This window comes from Nonomuraea sp. KM90, assembly GCF_052246675.1.
Taxonomy (GTDB): domain Bacteria; phylum Actinomycetota; class Actinomycetes; order Streptosporangiales; family Streptosporangiaceae; genus Nonomuraea.
Genome location: NZ_JBQQCB010000004.1, coordinates 193,002 through 211,851, shown reverse-complemented (window position 1 = coordinate 211,851; position 18,850 = coordinate 193,002). Strand labels below are relative to the sequence as shown.

Sequence of the window (18,850 nt, the reverse complement as noted above, 5' to 3'; positions counted from 1 at the left end):
TGTCCCGCATGGTCGGCTCGCTCGTCGGACGGTGCGTCGAGGTCCTGGTCGAGCGGCCGGGCGCGACGGGGTACGGCTCAGGGCTGCGGCTGGCCACGTCCCTGGTGGTGACGGCCGGGCACGTCGTCGAGGGTGGGACCGCGGTCAGCGTACGGCTGTTCGGAGGCGGCCCGGAGGAGATCACGGTGGCCGGCCGGACCGTCTGGAAGGGCGTCCGGGCGGACATCGCGCTGGTCGAACTCGCCCCGGACGTCCGCCTCGGCGAGCTCGCTCCCGTGGCCGTCGGGGTCGTCCCGGAGGGCTCCCACGGGCGGCTGCCGTTCACCGCGGTCGGGTTTCCCCGCCACCGGACCTGGAGAGACGGCGACAGGGCCACCTGGCGTGACAGCGACCAGATCGACGGGTTCATCCCGCTGGGTTCGAGCGTGAAGCGGGGGCGCCTGGCCCTGCATCGGGCGGACGGGCGCCTCCTGGAGGCGCGTGACTGGAGCGGTTTCTCGGGTGCCGCCGTCGTCTGCCAGGGTTCGGCCGTCGGCGTGGTCGTGGAGTCGGCGCGCTCCGGCGGTCTCGAAGCGGTACGCCTGGCCGCCGCGATCGGCATGTACGAACCGCGTGCGGAATCCGAGCGGGAGCCCGATCCGAGCACCGCGGCCGCACGCGCGCTCCTGGCCGGCCACGGCGTCGTACCGGAGCGGATCAGCGTCCCCCAACCGGCGGAGGAGCGGCGTCGCCCGGCCTACGAGGCGCTCCTGCGCCAGTACGCGGCCCGCTGCCCGGAGCTGACCGGGCGGGAGGAGGAGCTCGCGGAGCTCACCGCGTTCGCGACCGGGCCGGAGCCGTACCTGTTGCTCGTCGCCGGGCCCTGGGCGGGAAAGACGTCACTGGTCACGCATTTCGCCACGGGTGCCCATCCCGAGATGGACATGGTGTCGTTCGTCATCTCCCGGCGTGACGGGCAGATGCGGGTCCAGCAGTTCCACCGCGCGGTGTGCGAGCAACTGGCGGCCCTGCTGGGTGAGTTCCCGCCCGCCGAACCGGACGCGGCCGCCTTCCTCAGCCTCTGGGAACGCGCGGTGCGGGACCACGAGCGGCGCGGACGTCCCCTGGTGCTGATGGTCGACGGCCTGGACGAGAACGACTTCCGGGAGCTTGCCGAGCCCAGCATCGCCTCGCAGCTGCCGACCGGCCTGGGGACGACGGCGCACGTCCTGGTGACGAGCCGCCACCCCCACGTTCCCCTGGACGTGGACGGGAGCCACCCGCTGCGCGGCTGCCGCCGCCGGGTCCTGGAGCCCTTCCCCCTGGCGACCAGCCTGCTCCTGCGCGCCCGCCAGGAGCTGGATCACGTGCTCACCGAGCCGCTGCCGCGCCGGGTCCTGACCGCGACGGCGGTCGCCGGCGGCGCGCTGAGCAGCAGGGACATCGCCTCGCTGACCCACGACGCCCCGCTGGCGATCCGCCGGACCCTGGAACGGGAGCTCTCCCGCGTGGTGGAGCCGCGGCCCGGCCGGACGACCAGGTACACGCTCGCGCACGACACCCTGGTGGCCACCGTACGGGAGGATCTGGACCAGGAGGAGGTCGCGCACACCCGCGCCGCCATCGACGCGTGGGCGCTCGGCTTCGCCGAGGCCGGGTGGCCCGACGAGACGCCGGACTACCTGACCGACGCCTACCCGACCCTCCTGCTCGCCGAGGGCGCCGGCCACACCCTGGCCAGGCTGGCTTCGCCCGAGCGGCGTGCCCTGCTCCGCCGCCGGACCGGTGGCGATCTGGCCGCGTTGTCCGAGGTGTCGCACGCGTCCAGGCTGCTCGCGGCGGACCCGGGCTGCGACCTCACCATGCTGGCCCGGGTCTCCCTGCTGAGGATGCGCATCGAGGACGACAGCCGCCGGGTGCCCTCCTCGTATCCGCTGCTCCTGGTACGGCTCGGCCGGACCGAGGAAGGGGTCCAGCTGGCCCGTACGCTCCAGAACGCCTATTCGCGCGCGGACGCCCTGCTGGCGGTCGGGGAGTCCCTGTTCGGCTCCCGGCCGGTCGAGGCCCGGAGTCTCGTCCTGGAGGCGATGGCCGTACCGGGAAGGCTGGAGCTGGAGCGAGTGGAGCATGCGATGCACGCGGCCCTCGCCCTGGCACGACAGGGCGAGCCCGATGCCGCCGGCATCGCCCGTCGAATCGTCACCGATCATCTGCACGGCCTGTCCGGTCATCAGCGGGCCTGGTCGATCGTCACGGTCGCCGGTCCCCTGGCCGAGATCGACCCGGAGCTGACGCGGGACCTGGTCGAGGAGGCCGTCGTCCATGCCGATGACGAGGACCGGCCGGACATATACGGCTATCTCGCCCAAGCGTGCGGTGCCCTCGGCGAGATCGACCGCCTGCTCCGCCTCCTCTCGGCCCTGGACCGAGATGACCGAAGAATCGCCCTGCTGCGCGCCTGCGAAGACCATTTCGCCAAGGGAGGACGCCGGAACGTACCGGAGGTGCTTCTCGCCGCGCTGAACCGTGAGTTCTCCGCGGCCGAACTCGTGGAGTCGGCGGCCTACCAGGACGAGGAACGGGCTCGGCACCTGCTCGGCCTGCTGCCCTCGGACGCGGCGGCCCTCCAGTTCCACGATCCCGGCAGGCTCGTCCACACCACTCTCGCCGCCCATGGTCACGATCCCCGGCAGAGCGCGGCCGCGACGCCCGGAGAGCGCGACGACCTGCTGGCTCAGGCCGCGGCGTCCGCCCGGAACAACGGGCACCTGCTTCTGGCGACCTCCCTCGGACGGGACATCGCCGACCCCGTCATCCGGGCGGAGTCCCTCTCCGAAACCGCGCTGGCCATCCTCGACAGCGGCACACCCCAGGACGCCGACCCCGTGGTGGGAGAGATCGGCGCGGCACTCGAGGAGAGCGTGAGCGCGGCGTCTCCTGCCGTCCTGGCGGCATTCGCACGCGCCGCCGATGGCGCCGGGAGGACGGAGCTGGCTGAGGCGGCCATGGACCTGGCGCTGCGCACGGTGCTGAGTGACGTCAATGACCACAAGGCCAGGTGGGAGGCGACCCCGGTGGCGACGGCGGCCGCGTCCCTCGGCCGTCTGGAGCACACTCTCGCGATCGCCGCGGCGTTCCAGGCGGAGGAAATGGACCGGATCGACATCCTCCTGGGCACCGCCGAGGCCCTCGGCGACCGCCCGTCAGCCGACCTCGACCTGCTCATCGACCTGGTGCTCGAAGGCGTCGAGAACGTCGACGAGCCGGGCACGGGCGGATGGCGATCCCGCGTCCGCGGCGATCTCGTCGAACTGCTCCTGCGCACCGGGCGCATCGACCAGGCGATGAACCTGGCCGCGAACGCGGGCGACCCCCGGGCCCTTGCCCTCAGGGTGCGTGGGCATCTGTTGTCGAATGACATCGCCGGAGCGATCTCGCTGCTGCGCGAGTCAGGCGCCGGTTCCCCTGTTGACGTCGCGCGCCGGCAGGAGCGGGTGGCCGCGATGGTCGTCGAACTGTGCGACTCCGGTCACCAGGCCCTGTGCCGCGACTTCACGGCCGAGCTCACCCGAATCGCGGACCTGACCCTGACCTTCGATGACGGCATCTGGGCCCGTCCATGGCTGGCCGCCGCCTGCCGGGCCACCGGGCTCGCCGAGGAGCACCGGACGCTCCTGGACCTGGCGCAGCACGCCGTTCTGGTGACGGGAAGCGTCGCGACGACCGTGACCGTACCGGTGGAGGCGGTCGTCCGCCTGCGTCTGTGGGACCGTTACCGCGTCGAAGCCGGCCGGCTGGCCGAGGTGCCGGCCGGGAGCGTGCTCACCGGGCTGGTCGAGGCGATGCTCGAAGCAGGGCTCCAGCGCGAGGCGGTCGCCGTCATCGACGACCTCGACGAGGACGCGGCCTACTGCCTGGCACTCGCCGCGGCCACCGGTGGCCGGCCGTCCCCCGACCTGGTCAGACGTTCACTCGCCCGCGGCTTCGTCAGCGAGATCATCACCCCGCTGGCCGGGCTGGAGCCCCGGTGCCTGGACGAGATCGCGGCACAACTCGGGGTCGGTCCGTAGAACCGGTGAAACCTGGCCGAGGGTGCCGTGAAACCGGGGCCGCCGAGAGTGAAGCCATGAGCACCACAGAACTCGAACGTACCGGGGACACCGACCTGGCCGTACGTGCGGAGGGGCTGGCCAAGACGTTCGGCGAGCACCGAGCCGTCGACGGGATCGACCTCGAGGTACGCCCCGGAGAGATCTTCGGCGTCCTCGGCCCGAACGGCGCCGGCAAGACCACGACACTACGCATGCTGGCCACCCTGTTGAAGATCGACGCGGGCCGGGCCGAGATCTTCGGGGTCGACGTGGCCGGCAACCCGCACGTGATTCGCCAGCTGGTCGGCGTCACCGGACAGTACGCGTCGGTCGACGAGAACCTGACCGCCCGCGAGAACCTCTGGCTCTTCAGCCGCCTGCAGGGCATCGCCGCGCCGCGCGCCCGGCGCATCGCCACCGACCTGCTGGGCCAGTTCGGCCTGGAGGAGGCCGCCGACAAGCCGATCGCGCATTTCTCCGGCGGCATGCGCCGGCGCCTCGACCTGGCGGCCAGCCTCATCACCAAGCCACCGCTGATCTTCCTCGACGAGCCGACCACCGGGCTCGATCCGCGCACGCGCGGCCAGATGTGGGACACCATCCGCGGCCTGGTCGCCGACGGCTGCACGGTGCTGCTGACCACCCAGTACCTGGACGAGGCCGACCAGCTCGCCGATCGCATCGCCGTCATCGACCACGGCCGCAAGGTCGCCGAGGGCACCCCCGACGAGTTGAAGACCGCGGTCGGCAACTCCGCCCTCCAGCTGCTGCTCGCCGATCCGGACGAGGTGCCCACCGCCGTGCGGGTCGTACGGCGCGTCCTCGGCTCCGACCCGGTGCTCAGCCCGGAGCAGGGCCGCCTCAACGTCGCACTCGACCAGGCCGACCTGGCCGCGGACGTACTGATCGCGCTGCGCACCGCCGGGGTGTCGATCTCCTCGGTCAGCGTGGCCAAGCCCAGCCTGGACGAGGTGTTCCTCGTCCTCACCGGCCACGAGACGGACGGCGACGGCCGGACCGGCACGGAGGAGAACCGATGAGCACCACGATCGCACCCGCCCGCGAGGCCGTCCGGGCCGCCGACCGCGTGGCGTCCGCCCACCGGCGCGTCTCCCTGGGGGAGACGGTCGGCCAGACCCTGACGATGGCGTGGCGGGCGCTCAAGAAGATGCGCCGGAACCCGGAGCAGTTCTTCGACGTGGCGCTGCAGCCCATCCTGTTCACCGCGATGTTCGCCTTCATCTTCGGCGGCGCCATCGCCGGCGACGTGGAGAGCTACCTCCCGCTGATGATCCCCGGCATCCTCGCCCAGACCGTGCTGACGACGTGCATGGCCACGGGCACGCAACTCCGCGAGGACATGGAGAAGGGCGTCTTCGACCGGTTCAAGTCGTTGCCGATCGCCCGGATCGCGCCGCTCGCCGGCCCGATGGTCGCCGACCTGCTGCGCTACACGATCGCGGCCACGCTGACCTTCGCCATGGGCCTGGTGATGGGCTATCGTCCGGGCGGCGGAGTGGGCGGCGTGCTCGCCGCGATCCTGCTGGCGATCGTCACGGGTTGGTCGCTGGCGTGGGTCTTCACCTGGGTCGGCACGATCGCCCGCAGCGCCCAGGCCGTCCAGGGCATCTCCATGATGATCTTGTTCCCGCTGACGTTCCTGTCGAACGCGTTCGTCCCCGTCGAGACCCTGCCCGGCTGGCTGGCCGCGTTCGTCCGGGTCAACCCGGTCTCACACCTGGTCACGGCCGCCCGCGACCTCGCCAACGGCGCCCTCGTCAGCGGGGAGGTGGCCTGGACGCTCCTGGCGTGCCTGATCGTCATCGCGATCTTCGCGCCCCTGTCGGTACGCAGCTACAAGCGGCACATGTGACCCCCGCCCGCCACGGCCGGAGACCTGCTCGACGAGATCCCGCGCCTCGTCGAGCAGGTCGGAGCCGCGCCGGTCGCCGTACCCGGCTCGCACGGTGGCGATCATCCCCGGCGCTGCCCGCTCGGCGTACGGCTCGATCCGCTCGAAGGTCATGCTCGGCACGATGCCGTTGTACGCGAACCGCTCGGCCAGCACCAGCAACCGGATCGCGTCGCCGGAAGGCATGGCATCCCGCAGCAGCCCCCAGGCGCCGAGCGCGAAGAGCATGGAGCCGCACAACGGGTAGTCGATGACGGGGCTTTCCGCGGACAGCACGTCGTGGCCGCCGACGAGGGAGAACAGCTCCTCGCCGTACCGGACGGCTTCCGGTGGGGCGTGGTACGCGTACGCCGTCAGGGAGACCGACTCCGCGACGATCGTCCACGGCATGGAACCCTCGTGCGGTATCCCCGGCAGGCGCAGGTCACGCGCCCGCTGGACGGCCCGGCGATATTCCGCGAGCGCGGCGGCCGTCTCGCCGCGGGCCAGGGCGAGCTCGGCCGTGCACAACGAGACCATCGCCATCCCGCCGAGCACGGCCTCGTTGTCGTTGATCCGGCTGATCGCGGCGAGCTCGGCCTCCGCGGCGCCGAGGTCGCCGTCGGCCAGCGCGGAGGTCAGCAGCAGCGCGCGGAGCTGGGTCTCGTCGTCGGCGGCGCCGAGCCGGCTCAGCACGGGAATGGCGGTTCGAGCGTGCCCGACCGCCCGTCGCCTGTCGCCGAGATGCATGACCAGGTGGGCCAGCACGGCATGCATGATCGCGGGGAACCACGGCCCGTCGTCCTCGCGGAGCATCGTCAGGGTCCGCTCCGCGGCCTCGATCGCCCCGGCCACGTCTCCCGCGTTCTCCAGGACGTGAACGCTCGCGTGCGTCGCCGCCAGGGCCACGTCATAGTCGGGGCTGCGGCGCAACTCCGACAGCACGCGTCGCAGGTCGGGGCCGTCGGTCGCGAGCGCCACCGTGGCCATCGCCGCCACGCGGGAATCCGTCGCGTCACTGATCGGCAGCGCGCCGAGGAGATCGCGCAGCGGATCGTCCCGGCGGTCGGTGATGATCATGATGTTCATGAGCATGATCAACGTGGCGGCCCTGGTCGCCTCCACGAGGTGTGGTGGGGGCAGCCAACCGGTGATCACCTGGGTGACGGCGTCCCGGTGAGCAAGGATCCGGGGATGGTCGCCGCGGATCGACCACAGCGCGCCGACGCCGGCCAGCAACTGGATCGCCGTGCCGGGATCGGGCTCGCCGAGAGCCTGCCGGAGCAGATCCGCGAGGTTGCTCTCCTCGGCACGCAACGCGTCGGCCGCGGCGAACTGCGCCGGGCCGAACAGCTGGGTGGCGTGACCGAGCGCGTACGCCGTGGCCCACTCCCGCTGCGCCGCCCGAGCGGCCGCCTCCTCGCCGGCCTCCCTCAGCCGCATCCGCCCGAACTCCCTGACGGTCTCCAGCATCCGGTAGCGCAGGCCGTAGGCCGTCTCGCGGACGCTCAGCATCGACTGCTCGGTCAGCGCGTCCACGACGTGCAGGGCGTCCGGGCCGAGTACGTGCTCGGCCGCGGCCAGCGTGAAACCGTCGCCGAACAGCGACAACCACCGCCACGCCCGGCGTTCCGGCTCCTCCAGCAGGTTCCACGACCAGTCGATGACCGCGAGCAGCGTCTGGTGCCGGTCGGGAGCCGTACGGTTCCCGCCGCGCAGCAGGGCGAACCGGTCCGCCAGCCGCCGCGCGATCTCCTCCACCGACATCACCCGCACCTTGGCCGCGGCCAGCTCGATCGCGAGCGGCAGCCCGTCGAGGCGGGCGACGACCTCCTCGACCGCGCCCTCGCCGATCCGCACCCCCGGGCGGGCGGCCGTGGCGCGCTGGCGGAACAACTCCACCGCGTCGTCCGTCGGCAACTCGCCGAGCGGGTAGACGCGTTCGGCGGGGATCGACAGGGGGGCGCGCGAGGTGACGAGCACCCGAAGATCGCGGGTCGTCACCGTCAGGAACGCCACCAGGTCGGCGACGGCCTCGATCACGTGCTCGCAGTTGTCCAGGATCAGCAGCGCCGGAGCCTGGTCGAGATGCTGGGAGATCCGGGCGCGTACGTCGGAGCGCTGCTCGGCGGTCAGGGCATGACGCCCGCTGACCGAGTCGCGGACCCCGAGCGCCGAGCCCACCTCGCCCACCACGCCCTCCGGCGAGGAGACGCCGACGAGCTCGACGAAGTGGGCGATGGGCTGCGTGGCGTTCCTGCCCACGACATGGGCCAGCCGCGTCTTGCCCAGCCCGCCGGGACCGACGATGGAGACCACCCGGTTGGTCTGCAACAGGGCGTGCACCGCGCGGATGTCGCCGGCACGGCCGAGCAGCGAGGAACCGTCGAACAGGATGCCCGCCCGCACCGGCCGGTCCGCGACGAGGAGCTCGGCGTACACGCGGGCCAGCTCGGGCCCCGGTTCGGTGCCGAGCCGCGCGACCAGGCCCGCGCGATAGCGCTCGTAGCGCTCCAGCGCGGCGGCGGCACCGCGTACGGCGGCCTCGCTGCGCAGGAGGCAGGCGAGCAGCTCCTCGTCGTGCGGCCGATCGGCCGCGACCTCCTCCAGCAGCGGCAGCGCGCTCTCGTGGGCACCGCTCCTGCCTTGCGCGATCGCCGCCACCCGCCGTGCCTCGCTCACCCACCTGGCCGCGACGCTCCGCAGCTCAGCGAGCGCACCGGCGGCACCGTCCAGGTTGCCGTCCAGGAGACCCATGGCTTCTTCCGCGCGGTGCCGCGCGAGCGCCATGTCGTCCTCGCCCAGCGCGGCCCGTGCCTGCTCCACCAGCGTGCCGAGCAGCAGCGCGTCCACCTGATCGGCGGGCAGCCCGAGCCGGTAGCCACGGGGGATCCGCACCACGACGTCGGCGCCCGTCGCCGCTCTGGTCCGCGAGACGACCACCTGCAGCGCCTTCGTCGGGTTGGCCGGCGCCTCGTCCGGCCACAACTCCTCGACCAGGCGCTCGTCACTGACCCCCGCCCGCCCGTGCAAGGCCAGCACGGCCAGCAGGGTGTGCGCGCGATCGCCGACCACCCGCCCACCCCGCCAGCGGACGCCGTCGAGCAGTACCAATGCGGGGGACACCCCCTCAGCTTACGGACGTGTCACAGGTGAGGAGCGAGGCCGGACGAGTATCTCGACGAGCGAACCGAGGCCCACACGATCCGAACCCACTCTCCATCCCGCAACCGACCCGACCACGCACCTCGGCTTCCCGCCGTCTCGCGGATCACATCACCAGAGGCCCGCAAGGCCCTCGACCGACCGGAATCAGCTGCTTCGGCCGTACGGAAACCAGAAAGGCCCATTCCCGTTGCCGGGAATGGGCCTTTGAGCTGGAGCGCGGCCGACAGGAGTCGAACCCGTAACCTTCTGATCCGTAGGTGCCCAAATGATCTTCATGAGCGTTCGTAGGCGTCCACCCCCTGGGCCGGCGGCATCCTCGCCGTTCATTCCCGTATGCCGCAGTTCAAGATCGTCCGTTCGGGTGGCTCCCAAAAGTGGCTCCCGGAAGGTGCGCCTAGAGGGACGGACGAACTTAAACGCACACCCCGGGTAGGGCGGTCGATAGCCTTTGAATTCCCCGTGGTCCTGACTGATGCCCACCGAACACGGCCACGTGACGGGCATGCGGAGCGTCAAGCGATCAACCGGACGACGCGGTCGACGGCCACAGGAGGCTTCATATGGACCGGCCGGGAGACCTGGTCGAGCTGGAGGACCGATGGCTGCTGCCGTACCGCGGCATGCAGGTGATCCAGATCCGTGTGAGCTATCAACTGACGCTGCTTTTGGACAGCGGAGCCCAAGTGGACGTGGAAACCGAAGCGGAGCTCAGCACACTGCGTGCGCCCGATCGGGTGAAGGCGCGCCTATTACCTGCACGGCAGGATGTTGCACCGGCCCTGATTCTCTTCGGTGCGACAGTCCTCTCATCGGTCGCTTTCAAGTCCGGATCGCTGCGGCTGGGGTTCGATACCGGAATGCAACTGAAGGTGAAGCCCGACGCCCGCTACGAGGTATGGAGTGCACACGGCCCCGGACGATGGCCTGCGCCTGTTTTGCCAGCCAGGCGGTGGCGTCGCAGTGTGGCAATGAGGAGGGGCGATGGCAATCAGTGGGCATGATCCTCAACGCGCAAGGCGGTTAACCGCGTTGGCGACGGAATGCCGACCACTACTCGGACAGGAAGACGGCATGGAAGCAGTTCAGCGTCTTCTGGCCGAGCGGGACGTGGGGGTAATAGATTCGATCTTGGTAACGAAGCAGCTCATAGGTGAAGGTGCGGGCGCTCTCAGAGAGGCCAAGGCGGCTGTATTGGGCAGTGCGGCACGAACCATCGAACGGGTGCATCATGAGCGCTTGGTGGCCGGCCTCCTTGCCGGGCTCAAGGATGCACCGGATGTCCATGTGCATGGCTCCGGAGATCAGTAAGCAAGCACCGGTCACCCGGCAGCCGGAGACTGGGACTGAGCGGGCGGAATGATCAGGCTTCAACCTCGGCCACCTCCGGCCTTCGGCCGGCCGCGGCGAGCATCCTGGAGCCGGAGCGCCCCCGCCGGAGGCGTATTGCCTGTGAAACCGCCCAACGGCATGATCAGCGCATGCAGGGTGATGGGGCGCTGGTTCGAACACTGGCCGAACTGGTTATGGACCTGGCGTGGTTCCTGGAAGGGAGTGATGACGAGGTCGTTGATCCCGATGACGCGGTGAAGCAACTGGAGTGGATCAGTTACCGGCTCTGTCAGCTGTCGGCTGGTGACCGGTCCAAGTTGATCGCGTTGATCCGCGAGCGGGCCGAGTCGGAGTCTGACCCTGCGTTCCGCGAGTTTCTGCAGGAGTCTCCGGAAGCTCTTGGGCTGCTCGATGAGGACGACTGACCCGGACTGCGGCGGCGTGACGCTGGGATCTGCGGGTTCGTTGGGTACGGCGGGCCGCGTCTACGGCGATGCCCCGCGCGGCGCCCGTGCCGCGACCGGCCCCCAGGCCGCAGTGCGGCACGGGGACGCTGGCGCGGGGCGTACGGCGGCGCGCCGCGCCGCCGCTTGATGCCTACAAGAACAATTCGGCAGCGCGGGGCTGCATGCTCGATGTGGTCATGCAGATGGTTGGCTCAGGCTCCGGTGCGCCGCGTTGATAGCGGCCAGAAGTTCACGGGCCGTGGCGTCGCGCTTGCCGGTGAGTGCGTTCTCTACTCCGGCGAGTTGTTGAAAGGCCCAGCCGGATTCGGTGCGTTGGGCGGTTTCCAGGGCCAGGCGTCCGCCGGCGATGCCTTCGTCGAGGTCGCCAATGCGGAGTTGGGCTGCGGCGATGTCGGCGTGAACGGCGGCGATCTTCTTGTGGTCGGTCTCGTGCGACAGGGCGTTGAGGGCGGCCTGGCCCTCGTCGATGCCCCGTTGTTCGTCGCCGAGGTGTACGTAGGTGGATAGCCGGTAGGCGGCCATGCGGCCGGGGTCCAGGAAGCGGATCCAGGCCCGTTCGCGTTGGGGGCGTGCGTCGCCGTATGCGTCTTTTGCCTGTTCCAGGCGCGGCGCGGCGAGGCTCTCGGGCTCATGTGGAACGCCTTCGATCCCGAAGCGCGTACGCTCCGCATCACGCACGCCGTCAAGCGGATGAAGAACCGTGATCCGGATGCTTCGACGAGGACCAAGCTCGTGATCTCGGAGCTGAAGACGAAGCGGTCACGACGGCTGCTGTGCCTCACTCCTGAGCTGGTCGAAGCCCTCAAGAAGCACAAGGTCGCGCACAACCAAGAGCGGCTCCAAGCGGGCGAGAGCGGGACGGATCACGGGCTGATCTTTCCTACGGTTTCGGCAACCCCTCGGACCCGGACACGTTCTCGCACCTGTTCTCCAAGCTCGCCAAGAAGGCTGGACTCGGGCACTGGCATCCCCACGAGCTGCGGCACTCCGGCGCGTCGCTGATGCTCGCGCAAGGTACGCCGCTCCACGTCGTCTCAGAGGTTCTCAGGCACGCCAGCATCTCGATCACCAAGGATGTCCATGGTCACCTGCTGGAGGGTGACAAGCGTGCGGCGACAGAGGCGATTTCCGGCGCTCTCCTCGGGAAACTTCGGCCGGTGGCTCCCAAAGTGGCTCCCGAAGAGGCGGATGAGACCGGTTGAAGATCGGAAAGCCAAAGGCCCCTGACGGCGTAATGCCTGTTCAGGGGCCTTTCGTGTGGAGCGCGGCCGACAGGAGTCGAACCCGTAACCTTCTGATCCGTAGTCAGATGCTCTATCCATTGAGCTACGGCCGCTCGCTGCTTAAGCAAGCATAGCGGGTTCCGGGCAGTACCTCGAACCGGATACGGCAATCTCGGGGTCGCGGGTTGGATCTTGGGAGGTGGACCCCGGTGGGGTGGGGGCAACCTCGTGACTACGCGTCCAATCTCTTCAGCAGGCGTTCGATCATGAGGCCCAGGTCGGCGAGTCTGTGATGGATGGAGTCGTGCTGGTCCCGGGTCTGCGAACGGAACTTGGCGAAGTGGTCGTTGGTCTGCCTTCTGAAGCCCCCGATCTCGTCGTTCAGGGCGGAGATGTCCTGGGCCAGCTCAGCTTGCAGGTCTTTGATGCGGATCTTCACCTCGGCGACGTCGATCGTCGCCGTCGTGACGTCGGCGTGTAGGTCCTCCATTGATGTGCAGTTCTGTGCCGGGAAGTTCATGCGCCGGCGTCGGGCCCTCGGGCGGCTGGGGGTTGCGCCGGTGGGACGCAGGGTTGCTTCGAGGGCGTCTACACGGAGTTTCAGCTTGCGAATCTCCGCCTCTATATCCACGTACGCCTACCTTCGCGGTAGTTGGAGGGGATCCCGGGCGCGGGGCAGCTGGGGTCCCACGTTCTGTGATCGCATGGTCGCAACCAGTGTGTCGCCGGGTGGGCCCGGGTTGGGTGTGGGTGGAGATTTGTTCGCCGAGGCGTAACAAAGCTGCTGGTGTTGAGGCTGGGCTCCACTTGGTGGGAGCCCTGGTGAGGTGGCCTTGGGTGGCGGTGTTCTGGTGGTTGTTGTGGCATTTCTGAGGGTGTTTCGGGGGCTGGGCGATGGTGCGGGGGTGTGGTTGGTGGGGTGGGGGTGAGCTGTGGTGAGGGAAGCCTGTGGATACATCGAAGGGTGTATCCACAGGCGGACTTCTGGAGGAGGGGGCGGGTGGCGGGAGGTGGTGGGATGGGTGCATGAAGCGGGTGGAGTTGTGGGCTGGGCTTGCCTTCGCGATGGGGGTGATGCTGATCGCGGGCGGGTCCTATATCGATCGCGGCGTGCCCGTGTGGGTGCTGGGCGTGCCGCTGGCTCTCACCTGTGCGGGGGTTCTGGTGCGGCGGCGGGCTCCGCTGGCCTCCTTGGGGCTCGGCGTGGTCGGGATCGTGATGGACGGTTTCGTGGGGCCGTCGTTGGGGACGGTGCTGGTTTTCACCGACAATCTGTACGCTGCGGCGCTATATGGGCCCGCGCGGTTCGCACGGGTGTTGCTCGGCGTCACCGCCGTGCTGGCCGTCGCGGGCGGGGCGGTGGCCGGGTTTCTCGCGGCGGACTGGCGCATGCTGGCCGTCATGGGGGTGCAGGCCGGGCTGGTGCTCATCACGCCTGTCATCACCGCCGCTGTCGTACGCGAGCAGCGGGACCGGGCCGCGGCCGAGCGGCTGCGCGCCGAGCAGGTCGCCCATCTCGCCGAGCTCGACAGGCAGGCTGCGATATCCGCCGAGCGTACGCGGATGGCCCGCGAGCTGCATGACATGATCGCCAACCACTTCAGCGCCATCGCCATACAGTCCACGGCCGCGCTCTCGCGCAAGGACCTTGATCGGGACGCCGTTCGGAAGATCATGGAGTCCGTGCGGGAGAACAGCGTCAAGGGGATGGCCGAGATGCGGGCCATGATCGGGCTGTTGCGGCAGGAGGGGGATGACGGCGAGAACGAGGCCACCCGCCCCCGGCTCGCGGATGCCGAGACCTTGGTCGAGAGGGTGAGACGGGCGGGGATGGTCGCGGACATGCGGGTGGAGGGGGAAGTGAGGGAGCTGCCCGCGGCGGTGGATCTCGCCGGGTACCGGATCGTGCAGGAGGCGCTCACCAACGCGCTCAAGCACGGGGAGTCGCCGGTCTCGGTGGTGGTCGGTTATGAGGACGACCGGGTTCTGGTGAACGTGGAGAACGCCCTTGGCGGACGAGTGCGTACGGAGTTGCCGGGCGCCGGGGCGGGGCTGATCGGGATGCGGGAGCGGGCCTCGTTGGTGGGTGGGATCTTCGACGCCGGAGAGGTTTGGAGAGGGGAGGGCGCCGCGACTGGTGGTGACACGGGTTCCTGGCGGGTGCTGGCGGTTCTTCCCACGGCTGTCGACGTGGCACTGACGCGGGCAGGGGCTGGTTCGGGCGCCGGGGGCGGATCGGGCGGCTCCGGGCGTGGATCCGGGGCCTGAGTTGTTGTCGTGGGCTGGGCTGGAGGTGATGACCGGTGGCCATCAGGGTGCTGGTAGCCGACGATCATGCGGCGGTCAGGGTCGGGATCGTGCTGATTCTGGACGGGGCGGACGACATCGAGGTCGTGGGCGAGGCCGGTGATGGGGAGGAGGCCGTGGCGATGGCTCGGGAACTGCGGCCTGATGTGGTGTTGATGGACGTACGAATGCCTCGGCTCGACGGGATTTCCGCCACTCGGGAATTGGCCGGAGTTTGTGACGTGCTGATACTCACCACGTTCGACGTCGATGAATATGTGTTCGGGGCGTTGCGGGCGGGGGCTGCGGGCTTTTTGTTGAAGAACACCGACGCCGAGTCATTGGTCGAGGCGGTTCGGGTGGTGGCTCGGGGGGATGGGCTCATCTCGCCAGGGGTCACGCGGAGGTTGATCTCGGCATTCGCGGAGCAGGCGTCGCCGGTGCGTCGGGACGCGGTGGGAGATACGGCTGGGGGATCGGCTGGGGGATCGGCGGGGTTGACGCCTCGGGAGCGGGAGGTTCTGGCGTGTATCGGCCGTGGGTTGTCCAATGCTGAAATTGCCAGGGAGCTGGATATGGCCGAGGCGACGACCAAGACGCATGTCAGCCGGGTGCTGAACAAATTGGGGCTGCGGAGCCGGGTGCAGGCGGCGATTTACTATTCGGATTACTACTCGGATTAGGGATGGGGACTGGGGCCTTCGAGGGCTCTTGGGGGTGCAGGGGTACTGGGGATGGAGGGGCTTGGGGGCGTAAGGTTCGTGGCGTGAGCAGTTCGCCGCCTTCGCCTCCGTTGCAGCCCTCGCCGGGGTCTTCTGAGCCGCCTCGGCGGCCGGGAGTGGTCGTCGCGTTGGCGGTTGCGGGGGTCTTCGCGTACCTGGTCGTGAACGTGGTCGTCGGGCTTGTCGTTCTGAGTTTGGAGTCCAGCGTGGCGATCGGGGTGGGGGCCGGGGTTCTGGCGTTGTTGGGTGTCGGAGGCGGGCTGGTGCTCGTTCGGCTGCGGAAGTCGTGGTCGGTGGGGCTGGGGCTGGGGACGATGATCGGGTGGGGGCTCGCGTCGATCGTGTCGGCGGGCTATTGCACCGGGCTCAATCCCGGGATGTATACGTAGGTCTACTCGTACGACTTTGTGATGAAGGCGTTGATCGGATGGCAATTGCGGCGCCTAGTCTGATCATGACCAGGGGGTAGACCAAGCCGATGACCACACCACCACCGACGCCGCCCTCGTCGTCGTCGCCGTCCGAAGAGCCTGACGAGTCGGGGCAAGGGGCGGTGCCGGCCGGGGAGCCGGAGTTCCTGCCGCCTCCGGGTGGGGAGTCGGTGCCCAAGCCACCGCCTCCGACCGGGGGCTCCGTGGCCATGCCGCCTCCCGCTGGGGGGTCGGGTCCCATGGCGCCGCCTCCCACGGGGGAGCCGGTGCTCATGCCGCCGCCATCCGGGGTGCCGGGGCCTTTGTCGTCGCCGTCCCCGAGGGGAGGGGGTGGGTCGGGGGAGCGGGGTGACCGTCCCGGGCAGCCGGCGCACGTTTCGCCGCCCGGCCCTGGACGTCCGTCCTTCGCGCCGCCGGACCCCGGGCACGCGCCTCGGGGGCAGGTCTCGTCAGGACAGTTCCCGCCAGGGCAGGTGTCGTCAGGGCAGGTCCCGCCAGGGCAGGCCGGTCAAGGACAGGCCGGTCAAGGACAGGCTGGTCAAGGACAGGCCGGTCAAGGGCAGGTCCCGCCATGGCAGGCGGGTCAAGGACAGGCCGGTCAAGGACAGGTCCCGCCAGGGCAGGCGCCCCCAGGACAGCCGCCCTTCCGGCCGTACGGACAGGCGGGGTACGCGCCGCCGCCGCTCCCGCCCACCACCGCCGCCAACTCCACGGGCCTGCTGATCGGGATGCTGTTCGCCGGGCTGGCCATCTACAGCACCCTCAACGTCGTGGTCGGCTTCTTCATCTTCTTCGCCGCCATGGGCGAGGACGGCACCGCCTTCATGATCGTCGGCACGGTCCTGCTGGCCCTGTCCGGGCTCGGCGCGGGGATCGGGCTGTGCTTCGTCCGCAAGCCGTGGGCCAGAGGTCTCGGGCTGGGTCTCATGATCGGATGGGCGCTCTGGTCGATCCTGTCCGCCGGGTTCTGCACCGGCATCAACCCGGGCCTGTACGCCTGACATGCCCTACCACGAGATATTCGTCGGCCTCGGCGTATTCGTGGCCTCCATCGTCTTCGTACGCGAGGCCAGAAGCCGCGGGGCGCTCAACGAGCAGTCGCTGATCGCGGTGGCCGGAGCCCTGGTCGGCGGCGCGATCGGGATGCGGCTGGCGGGCTGGCTGGAGACGCTGGAGATCGAGAACCTCTGGCTGTACGGCTCCCGCAGCATCCTCGGCGGCCTGACCGGCGCGTACGTCGGAGTCCTGGTGGCGAAGAGGATCATCGGCTACAAGGAGCGCACCGGTGACCTGTTCGCCCCGGCGGTGGCGCTGGGCATGGCCGTGGGCCGGATCGGGTGCCATCTGACGGAGGCGCCGGGCCGGCCCACCGACCTGCCGTGGGGCGTGCACGCCCCGGCGACGGTCCCCGAATGCCCAGGCTGTCTCACCGGGCAGGCGATGCATCCGTCGTTCATCTACGAGATCATCTTCCAGCTCGCCGCGTTCGCCGCGCTCCTGTGGGCCCGCAAGCGGCTCACCCGGCCTGGCGAGCTGTTCACGCTCTACCTCGCCGCGTACGCCGCCTTCCGCTTCCTCGTCGAGTTCACCAGGGCCAACGAGACGGTCTGGCTCGACCTGACCAGGCCCCAGTGGTTCCTGATCCCGGGGTTGCTGCTGCTGGCCGTCAGGCTCGGGTACGGCTGGCGGCGCGGCTACTACGATGCCCTTTTCGAGCGGAAGGTCCTGACATGAGTGCAGGGATGGGTCTGCGGGGTGACCGCATCCTCAGGTACGTCAACGCGTTCTGCCCGAGCTGCCACGGCCGCGACCTCGACAAGGTCGAGCGGCTGAGCGGCTATCTGGCCGAGCGCGACGGACGGGTGTGGCTGGAACGCGGATGCCGCGAACACGGACTTATCCGCACGTTGTATGACGAAGACCCAGAAATCCTGAAATACCTGGAGGAGTGGACCGCCCCCACGAAGCAGCACGTACCCGATATTTCAGGGAACTTCGCCCCGATCCCCTCCGCCTACCTCCGCGGTCTCCCCGAACTCCAGACCCAGCACACCTGCATCCTCCTCGAGGACATCGCCGAGGCCTGCAACCTCCGCTGCCCCACCTGCTTCGCCGACAGCTCACCCGACCTGACCGGCATCGTCCCCCTCCCCGACATCCTGGCGAACGTCGACCAGCGCCTCCAGAGGGAGAACGGCAAGCTCGACGTCCTCATGCTGAGCGGCGGCGAGCCCACCCTCCACCCCGAGCTCAAGACCCTCCTCGCCGAGCTGAGCGCGCGCCCGGTCACCCGCATCCTGCTCAACACCAACGGCGTGCTGATCGCCAAGGACGACTCCCTGCTCGACCTCCTCACCGAGCACCGGGAGCGGGTAGAGGTCTACCTCCAGTACGACGGCTCGTCGGCCGAGGCGTCCAGGCACCACCGGGGCGGCGACCTGACCCGGATCAAGGCGCAGGCGGTGCGACGCCTGTCCGAGCGCGAGATCTTCACCACCCTCGTCATGACCGCCGCGCTGGGCGTGAACGACGGCGAGATCGGTGACGTCGTACGCCTCGCCCTCGACACCCCGTACGTCGGAGGCGTGTCCCTGCAACCCCAGTTCGGCTCGGGCAGGTCGGGCACCATCGACCCGATGGACCGCCTCACCCACACCGGCGTGCTCAAGCGCCTGGGCCCGCAGACGGACGGCCTGGTGACCTGGCGCGACCTGACCGCCCTGCCCTGCTCCCACCCCCACTGCTGCTCGGTCGGCTACCTCATCCGCGACGACGCCCGCCAGTGGCGCTCCCTCACCGAGCTGATCGGCCACGACCGGCTCAAGCAGAACCTCGGCCTGGTCTCGAACCGCATCGCCGACTCCGAGATCCCGCGCGAGCTGCGCCTGGCCGTACAAGAGTCCCTGCTCGGCCTGCTCTCCGAGCAGTCGTCGCTGTCGCATCCGCAGATCGGCGACGTGTGGCGGACCATCTGCGAGAACTGCGACCTCGGCGTCTCCACCCTCCTCACCCTCGCCTCGTCGGCCCTGCCCGGCCGGCGGAAGAAGCTGCGCAGGATGCTGGGGGAGCGGGTGGTGCGCATCACGGTCAAACCGTTCATGGACATCTCGACCATGATCGAGGAGCGGCTCACGCAGTGCTGCGTGCACGTGGGCACGCGGGCGGAGCAGGACCAGTGCGCGCCGTTCTGCGCGGTGCAGGCGTGGCCGCAGCTCTCCCGCCAGCGACTCTCGGCGGTGGCGGCGGTGAACCGGTGAGCGGTG

15 protein-coding genes, 1 tRNA gene and 2 pseudogenes are annotated in these 18,850 nt (G+C 69.8%); 12 read left to right on the top strand and 6 right to left on the bottom strand.

The window, feature by feature from the left end; translation table 11 throughout:
* The first annotated feature begins 8 nt into the window (after positions 1–8).
* Genes ACTWPW_RS07300 through ACTWPW_RS07290 form a run of 3 tightly spaced genes read left to right on the top strand, consistent with a single transcriptional unit; the run spans position 9 to position 5,943 of the window.
* Complete coding sequence (locus tag ACTWPW_RS07300) at positions 9–4,049, top strand: AAA family ATPase (RefSeq protein ID WP_443168250.1); 4,041 nt, start codon at positions 9–11, stop codon at positions 4,047–4,049.
* A 56-nt stretch (positions 4,050–4,105) separates the two neighbouring features.
* Positions 4,106–5,110 carry an ATP-binding cassette domain-containing protein gene (locus ACTWPW_RS07295; protein WP_443168249.1) on the top strand — a complete coding sequence of 335 codons (1,005 nt, stop codon included), beginning with the start codon at positions 4,106–4,108 and terminating at the stop codon, positions 5,108–5,110.
* On the top strand, positions 5,107–5,943 hold the full coding sequence (locus tag ACTWPW_RS07290) for an ABC transporter permease (protein WP_375110305.1): 837 nt from the start codon (positions 5,107–5,109) through the stop codon (positions 5,941–5,943). The genes ACTWPW_RS07295 and ACTWPW_RS07290 overlap by 4 nt, the downstream gene beginning before the upstream one ends.
* Before the next feature lie 1,680 nt (positions 5,944–7,623).
* Here the strand turns inward: ACTWPW_RS07290 and ACTWPW_RS07285 are convergent.
* Positions 7,624–8,814 (bottom strand): annotated as a pseudogene (locus ACTWPW_RS07285) (ATP-binding protein); the annotation flags it as partial.
* Positions 8,815–9,689: 875 nt separating this feature from the next.
* Here ACTWPW_RS07285 and ACTWPW_RS07280 point away from each other — a divergent pair.
* Positions 9,690–10,130, top strand: coding sequence for a DUF6188 family protein (locus ACTWPW_RS07280; protein WP_443168248.1), 441 nt, complete (start codon positions 9,690–9,692; stop codon positions 10,128–10,130).
* Between the two features lie 49 nt (positions 10,131–10,179).
* On the opposite strand, the gene ACTWPW_RS07275 is transcribed toward ACTWPW_RS07280, so the two are convergent.
* Positions 10,180–10,419 carry a hypothetical protein gene (locus ACTWPW_RS07275; protein ID WP_443168247.1) on the bottom strand — a complete coding sequence of 80 codons (240 nt, stop codon included), beginning with the start codon at positions 10,417–10,419 and terminating at the stop codon, positions 10,180–10,182.
* Positions 10,420–10,607: 188 nt separating this feature from the next.
* On the opposite strand from ACTWPW_RS07275, the gene ACTWPW_RS07270 reads away from it, so the two are divergent.
* Entirely contained in the window at positions 10,608–10,883 is a 276-nt protein-coding gene (locus tag ACTWPW_RS07270) for a hypothetical protein (RefSeq protein ID WP_443168246.1), read from the top strand.
* 216 nt (positions 10,884–11,099) lie between these two features.
* Here ACTWPW_RS07270 and ACTWPW_RS07265 read toward each other — a convergent pair whose 3' ends face one another.
* Entirely contained in the window at positions 11,100–11,603 is a 504-nt protein-coding gene (locus ACTWPW_RS07265) for a hypothetical protein (RefSeq protein WP_443168245.1), read from the bottom strand.
* A 224-nt stretch (positions 11,604–11,827) separates the two neighbouring features.
* On the opposite strand from ACTWPW_RS07265, the pseudogene ACTWPW_RS07260 reads away from it, so the two are divergent.
* Positions 11,828–12,127, top strand: a pseudogene (locus ACTWPW_RS07260) (tyrosine-type recombinase/integrase); the annotation flags it as partial.
* A gap of 61 nt (positions 12,128–12,188) precedes the next feature.
* On the opposite strand, the gene ACTWPW_RS07255 reads toward ACTWPW_RS07260, so the two are convergent.
* Positions 12,189–12,261, bottom strand: a tRNA-Arg gene (locus ACTWPW_RS07255).
* Positions 12,262–12,380: 119 nt separating this feature from the next.
* On the bottom strand, positions 12,381–12,779 hold the full coding sequence (locus ACTWPW_RS07250; RefSeq protein WP_375110239.1) for a hypothetical protein: 399 nt from the start codon (positions 12,777–12,779) through the stop codon (positions 12,381–12,383).
* A gap of 395 nt (positions 12,780–13,174) precedes the next feature.
* On the opposite strand from ACTWPW_RS07250, the gene ACTWPW_RS07245 reads away from it, so the two are divergent.
* From ACTWPW_RS07245 to ACTWPW_RS07235, 3 genes are all read left to right on the top strand, one after another.
* Positions 13,175–14,416 carry a sensor histidine kinase gene (locus tag ACTWPW_RS07245; RefSeq protein ID WP_443168244.1) on the top strand — a complete coding sequence of 414 codons (1,242 nt, stop codon included), beginning with the start codon at positions 13,175–13,177 and terminating at the stop codon, positions 14,414–14,416.
* A gap of 35 nt (positions 14,417–14,451) precedes the next feature.
* The gene (locus ACTWPW_RS07240) at positions 14,452–15,117 is read left to right on the top strand and encodes a response regulator (protein WP_443168243.1); all 666 of its coding nucleotides are present in this window, start codon (positions 14,452–14,454) and stop codon (positions 15,115–15,117) included.
* A gap of 200 nt (positions 15,118–15,317) precedes the next feature.
* The gene (locus ACTWPW_RS07235; protein WP_375110236.1) at positions 15,318–15,545 is read left to right on the top strand and encodes a hypothetical protein; all 228 of its coding nucleotides are present in this window, start codon (positions 15,318–15,320) and stop codon (positions 15,543–15,545) included.
* Positions 15,546–16,066: 521 nt separating this feature from the next.
* Here ACTWPW_RS07235 and ACTWPW_RS07230 read toward each other — a convergent pair.
* Positions 16,067–16,189: a hypothetical protein gene (locus tag ACTWPW_RS07230; protein WP_443168242.1), complete on the bottom strand. Its 123-nt coding sequence runs from the start codon at positions 16,187–16,189 to the stop codon at positions 16,067–16,069.
* A 126-nt stretch (positions 16,190–16,315) separates the two neighbouring features.
* Between ACTWPW_RS07230 and ACTWPW_RS07225 the strand changes: the two genes are divergently transcribed.
* Genes ACTWPW_RS07225 through ACTWPW_RS07215 form a run of 3 tightly spaced genes read left to right on the top strand, consistent with a single transcriptional unit; the run spans position 16,316 to position 18,844 of the window.
* Positions 16,316–16,588, top strand: coding sequence for a hypothetical protein (locus ACTWPW_RS07225; protein ID WP_443168241.1), 273 nt, complete (start codon positions 16,316–16,318; stop codon positions 16,586–16,588).
* A 1-nt stretch (position 16,589) separates the two neighbouring features.
* Positions 16,590–17,321 carry a prolipoprotein diacylglyceryl transferase gene (locus tag ACTWPW_RS07220; protein WP_443168240.1) on the top strand — a complete coding sequence of 244 codons (732 nt, stop codon included), beginning with the start codon at positions 16,590–16,592 and terminating at the stop codon, positions 17,319–17,321.
* Positions 17,318–18,844, top strand: a complete 1,527-nt coding sequence (locus ACTWPW_RS07215) for a radical SAM protein (RefSeq protein ID WP_375110233.1) — start codon at positions 17,318–17,320, stop codon at positions 18,842–18,844. The genes ACTWPW_RS07220 and ACTWPW_RS07215 overlap by 4 nt, the downstream gene beginning before the upstream one ends.
* Positions 18,845–18,850: the final 6 nt, after the last annotated feature.

Coding starts and splice junctions, on each gene's coding strand:
- ACTWPW_RS07300 (WP_443168250.1), top strand. CDS start 9: ATGGTCGGCTCGCTCGTCGGACGGTGCGTCGAGGTCCTGGTCGAGCGG.
- ACTWPW_RS07295 (WP_443168249.1), top strand. CDS start 4,106: ATGAGCACCACAGAACTCGAACGTACCGGGGACACCGACCTGGCCGTA.
- ACTWPW_RS07290 (WP_375110305.1), top strand. CDS start 5,107: ATGAGCACCACGATCGCACCCGCCCGCGAGGCCGTCCGGGCCGCCGAC.
- ACTWPW_RS07280 (WP_443168248.1), top strand. CDS start 9,690: ATGGACCGGCCGGGAGACCTGGTCGAGCTGGAGGACCGATGGCTGCTG.
- ACTWPW_RS07275 (WP_443168247.1), bottom strand. CDS start 10,419: ATGCACATGGACATCCGGTGCATCCTTGAGCCCGGCAAGGAGGCCGGC.
- ACTWPW_RS07270 (WP_443168246.1), top strand. CDS start 10,608: ATGCAGGGTGATGGGGCGCTGGTTCGAACACTGGCCGAACTGGTTATG.
- ACTWPW_RS07245 (WP_443168244.1), top strand. CDS start 13,175: ATGAAGCGGGTGGAGTTGTGGGCTGGGCTTGCCTTCGCGATGGGGGTG.
- ACTWPW_RS07225 (WP_443168241.1), top strand. CDS start 16,316: ATGCTGTTCGCCGGGCTGGCCATCTACAGCACCCTCAACGTCGTGGTC.
- ACTWPW_RS07220 (WP_443168240.1), top strand. CDS start 16,590: ATGCCCTACCACGAGATATTCGTCGGCCTCGGCGTATTCGTGGCCTCC.
- ACTWPW_RS07215 (WP_375110233.1), top strand. CDS start 17,318: ATGAGTGCAGGGATGGGTCTGCGGGGTGACCGCATCCTCAGGTACGTC.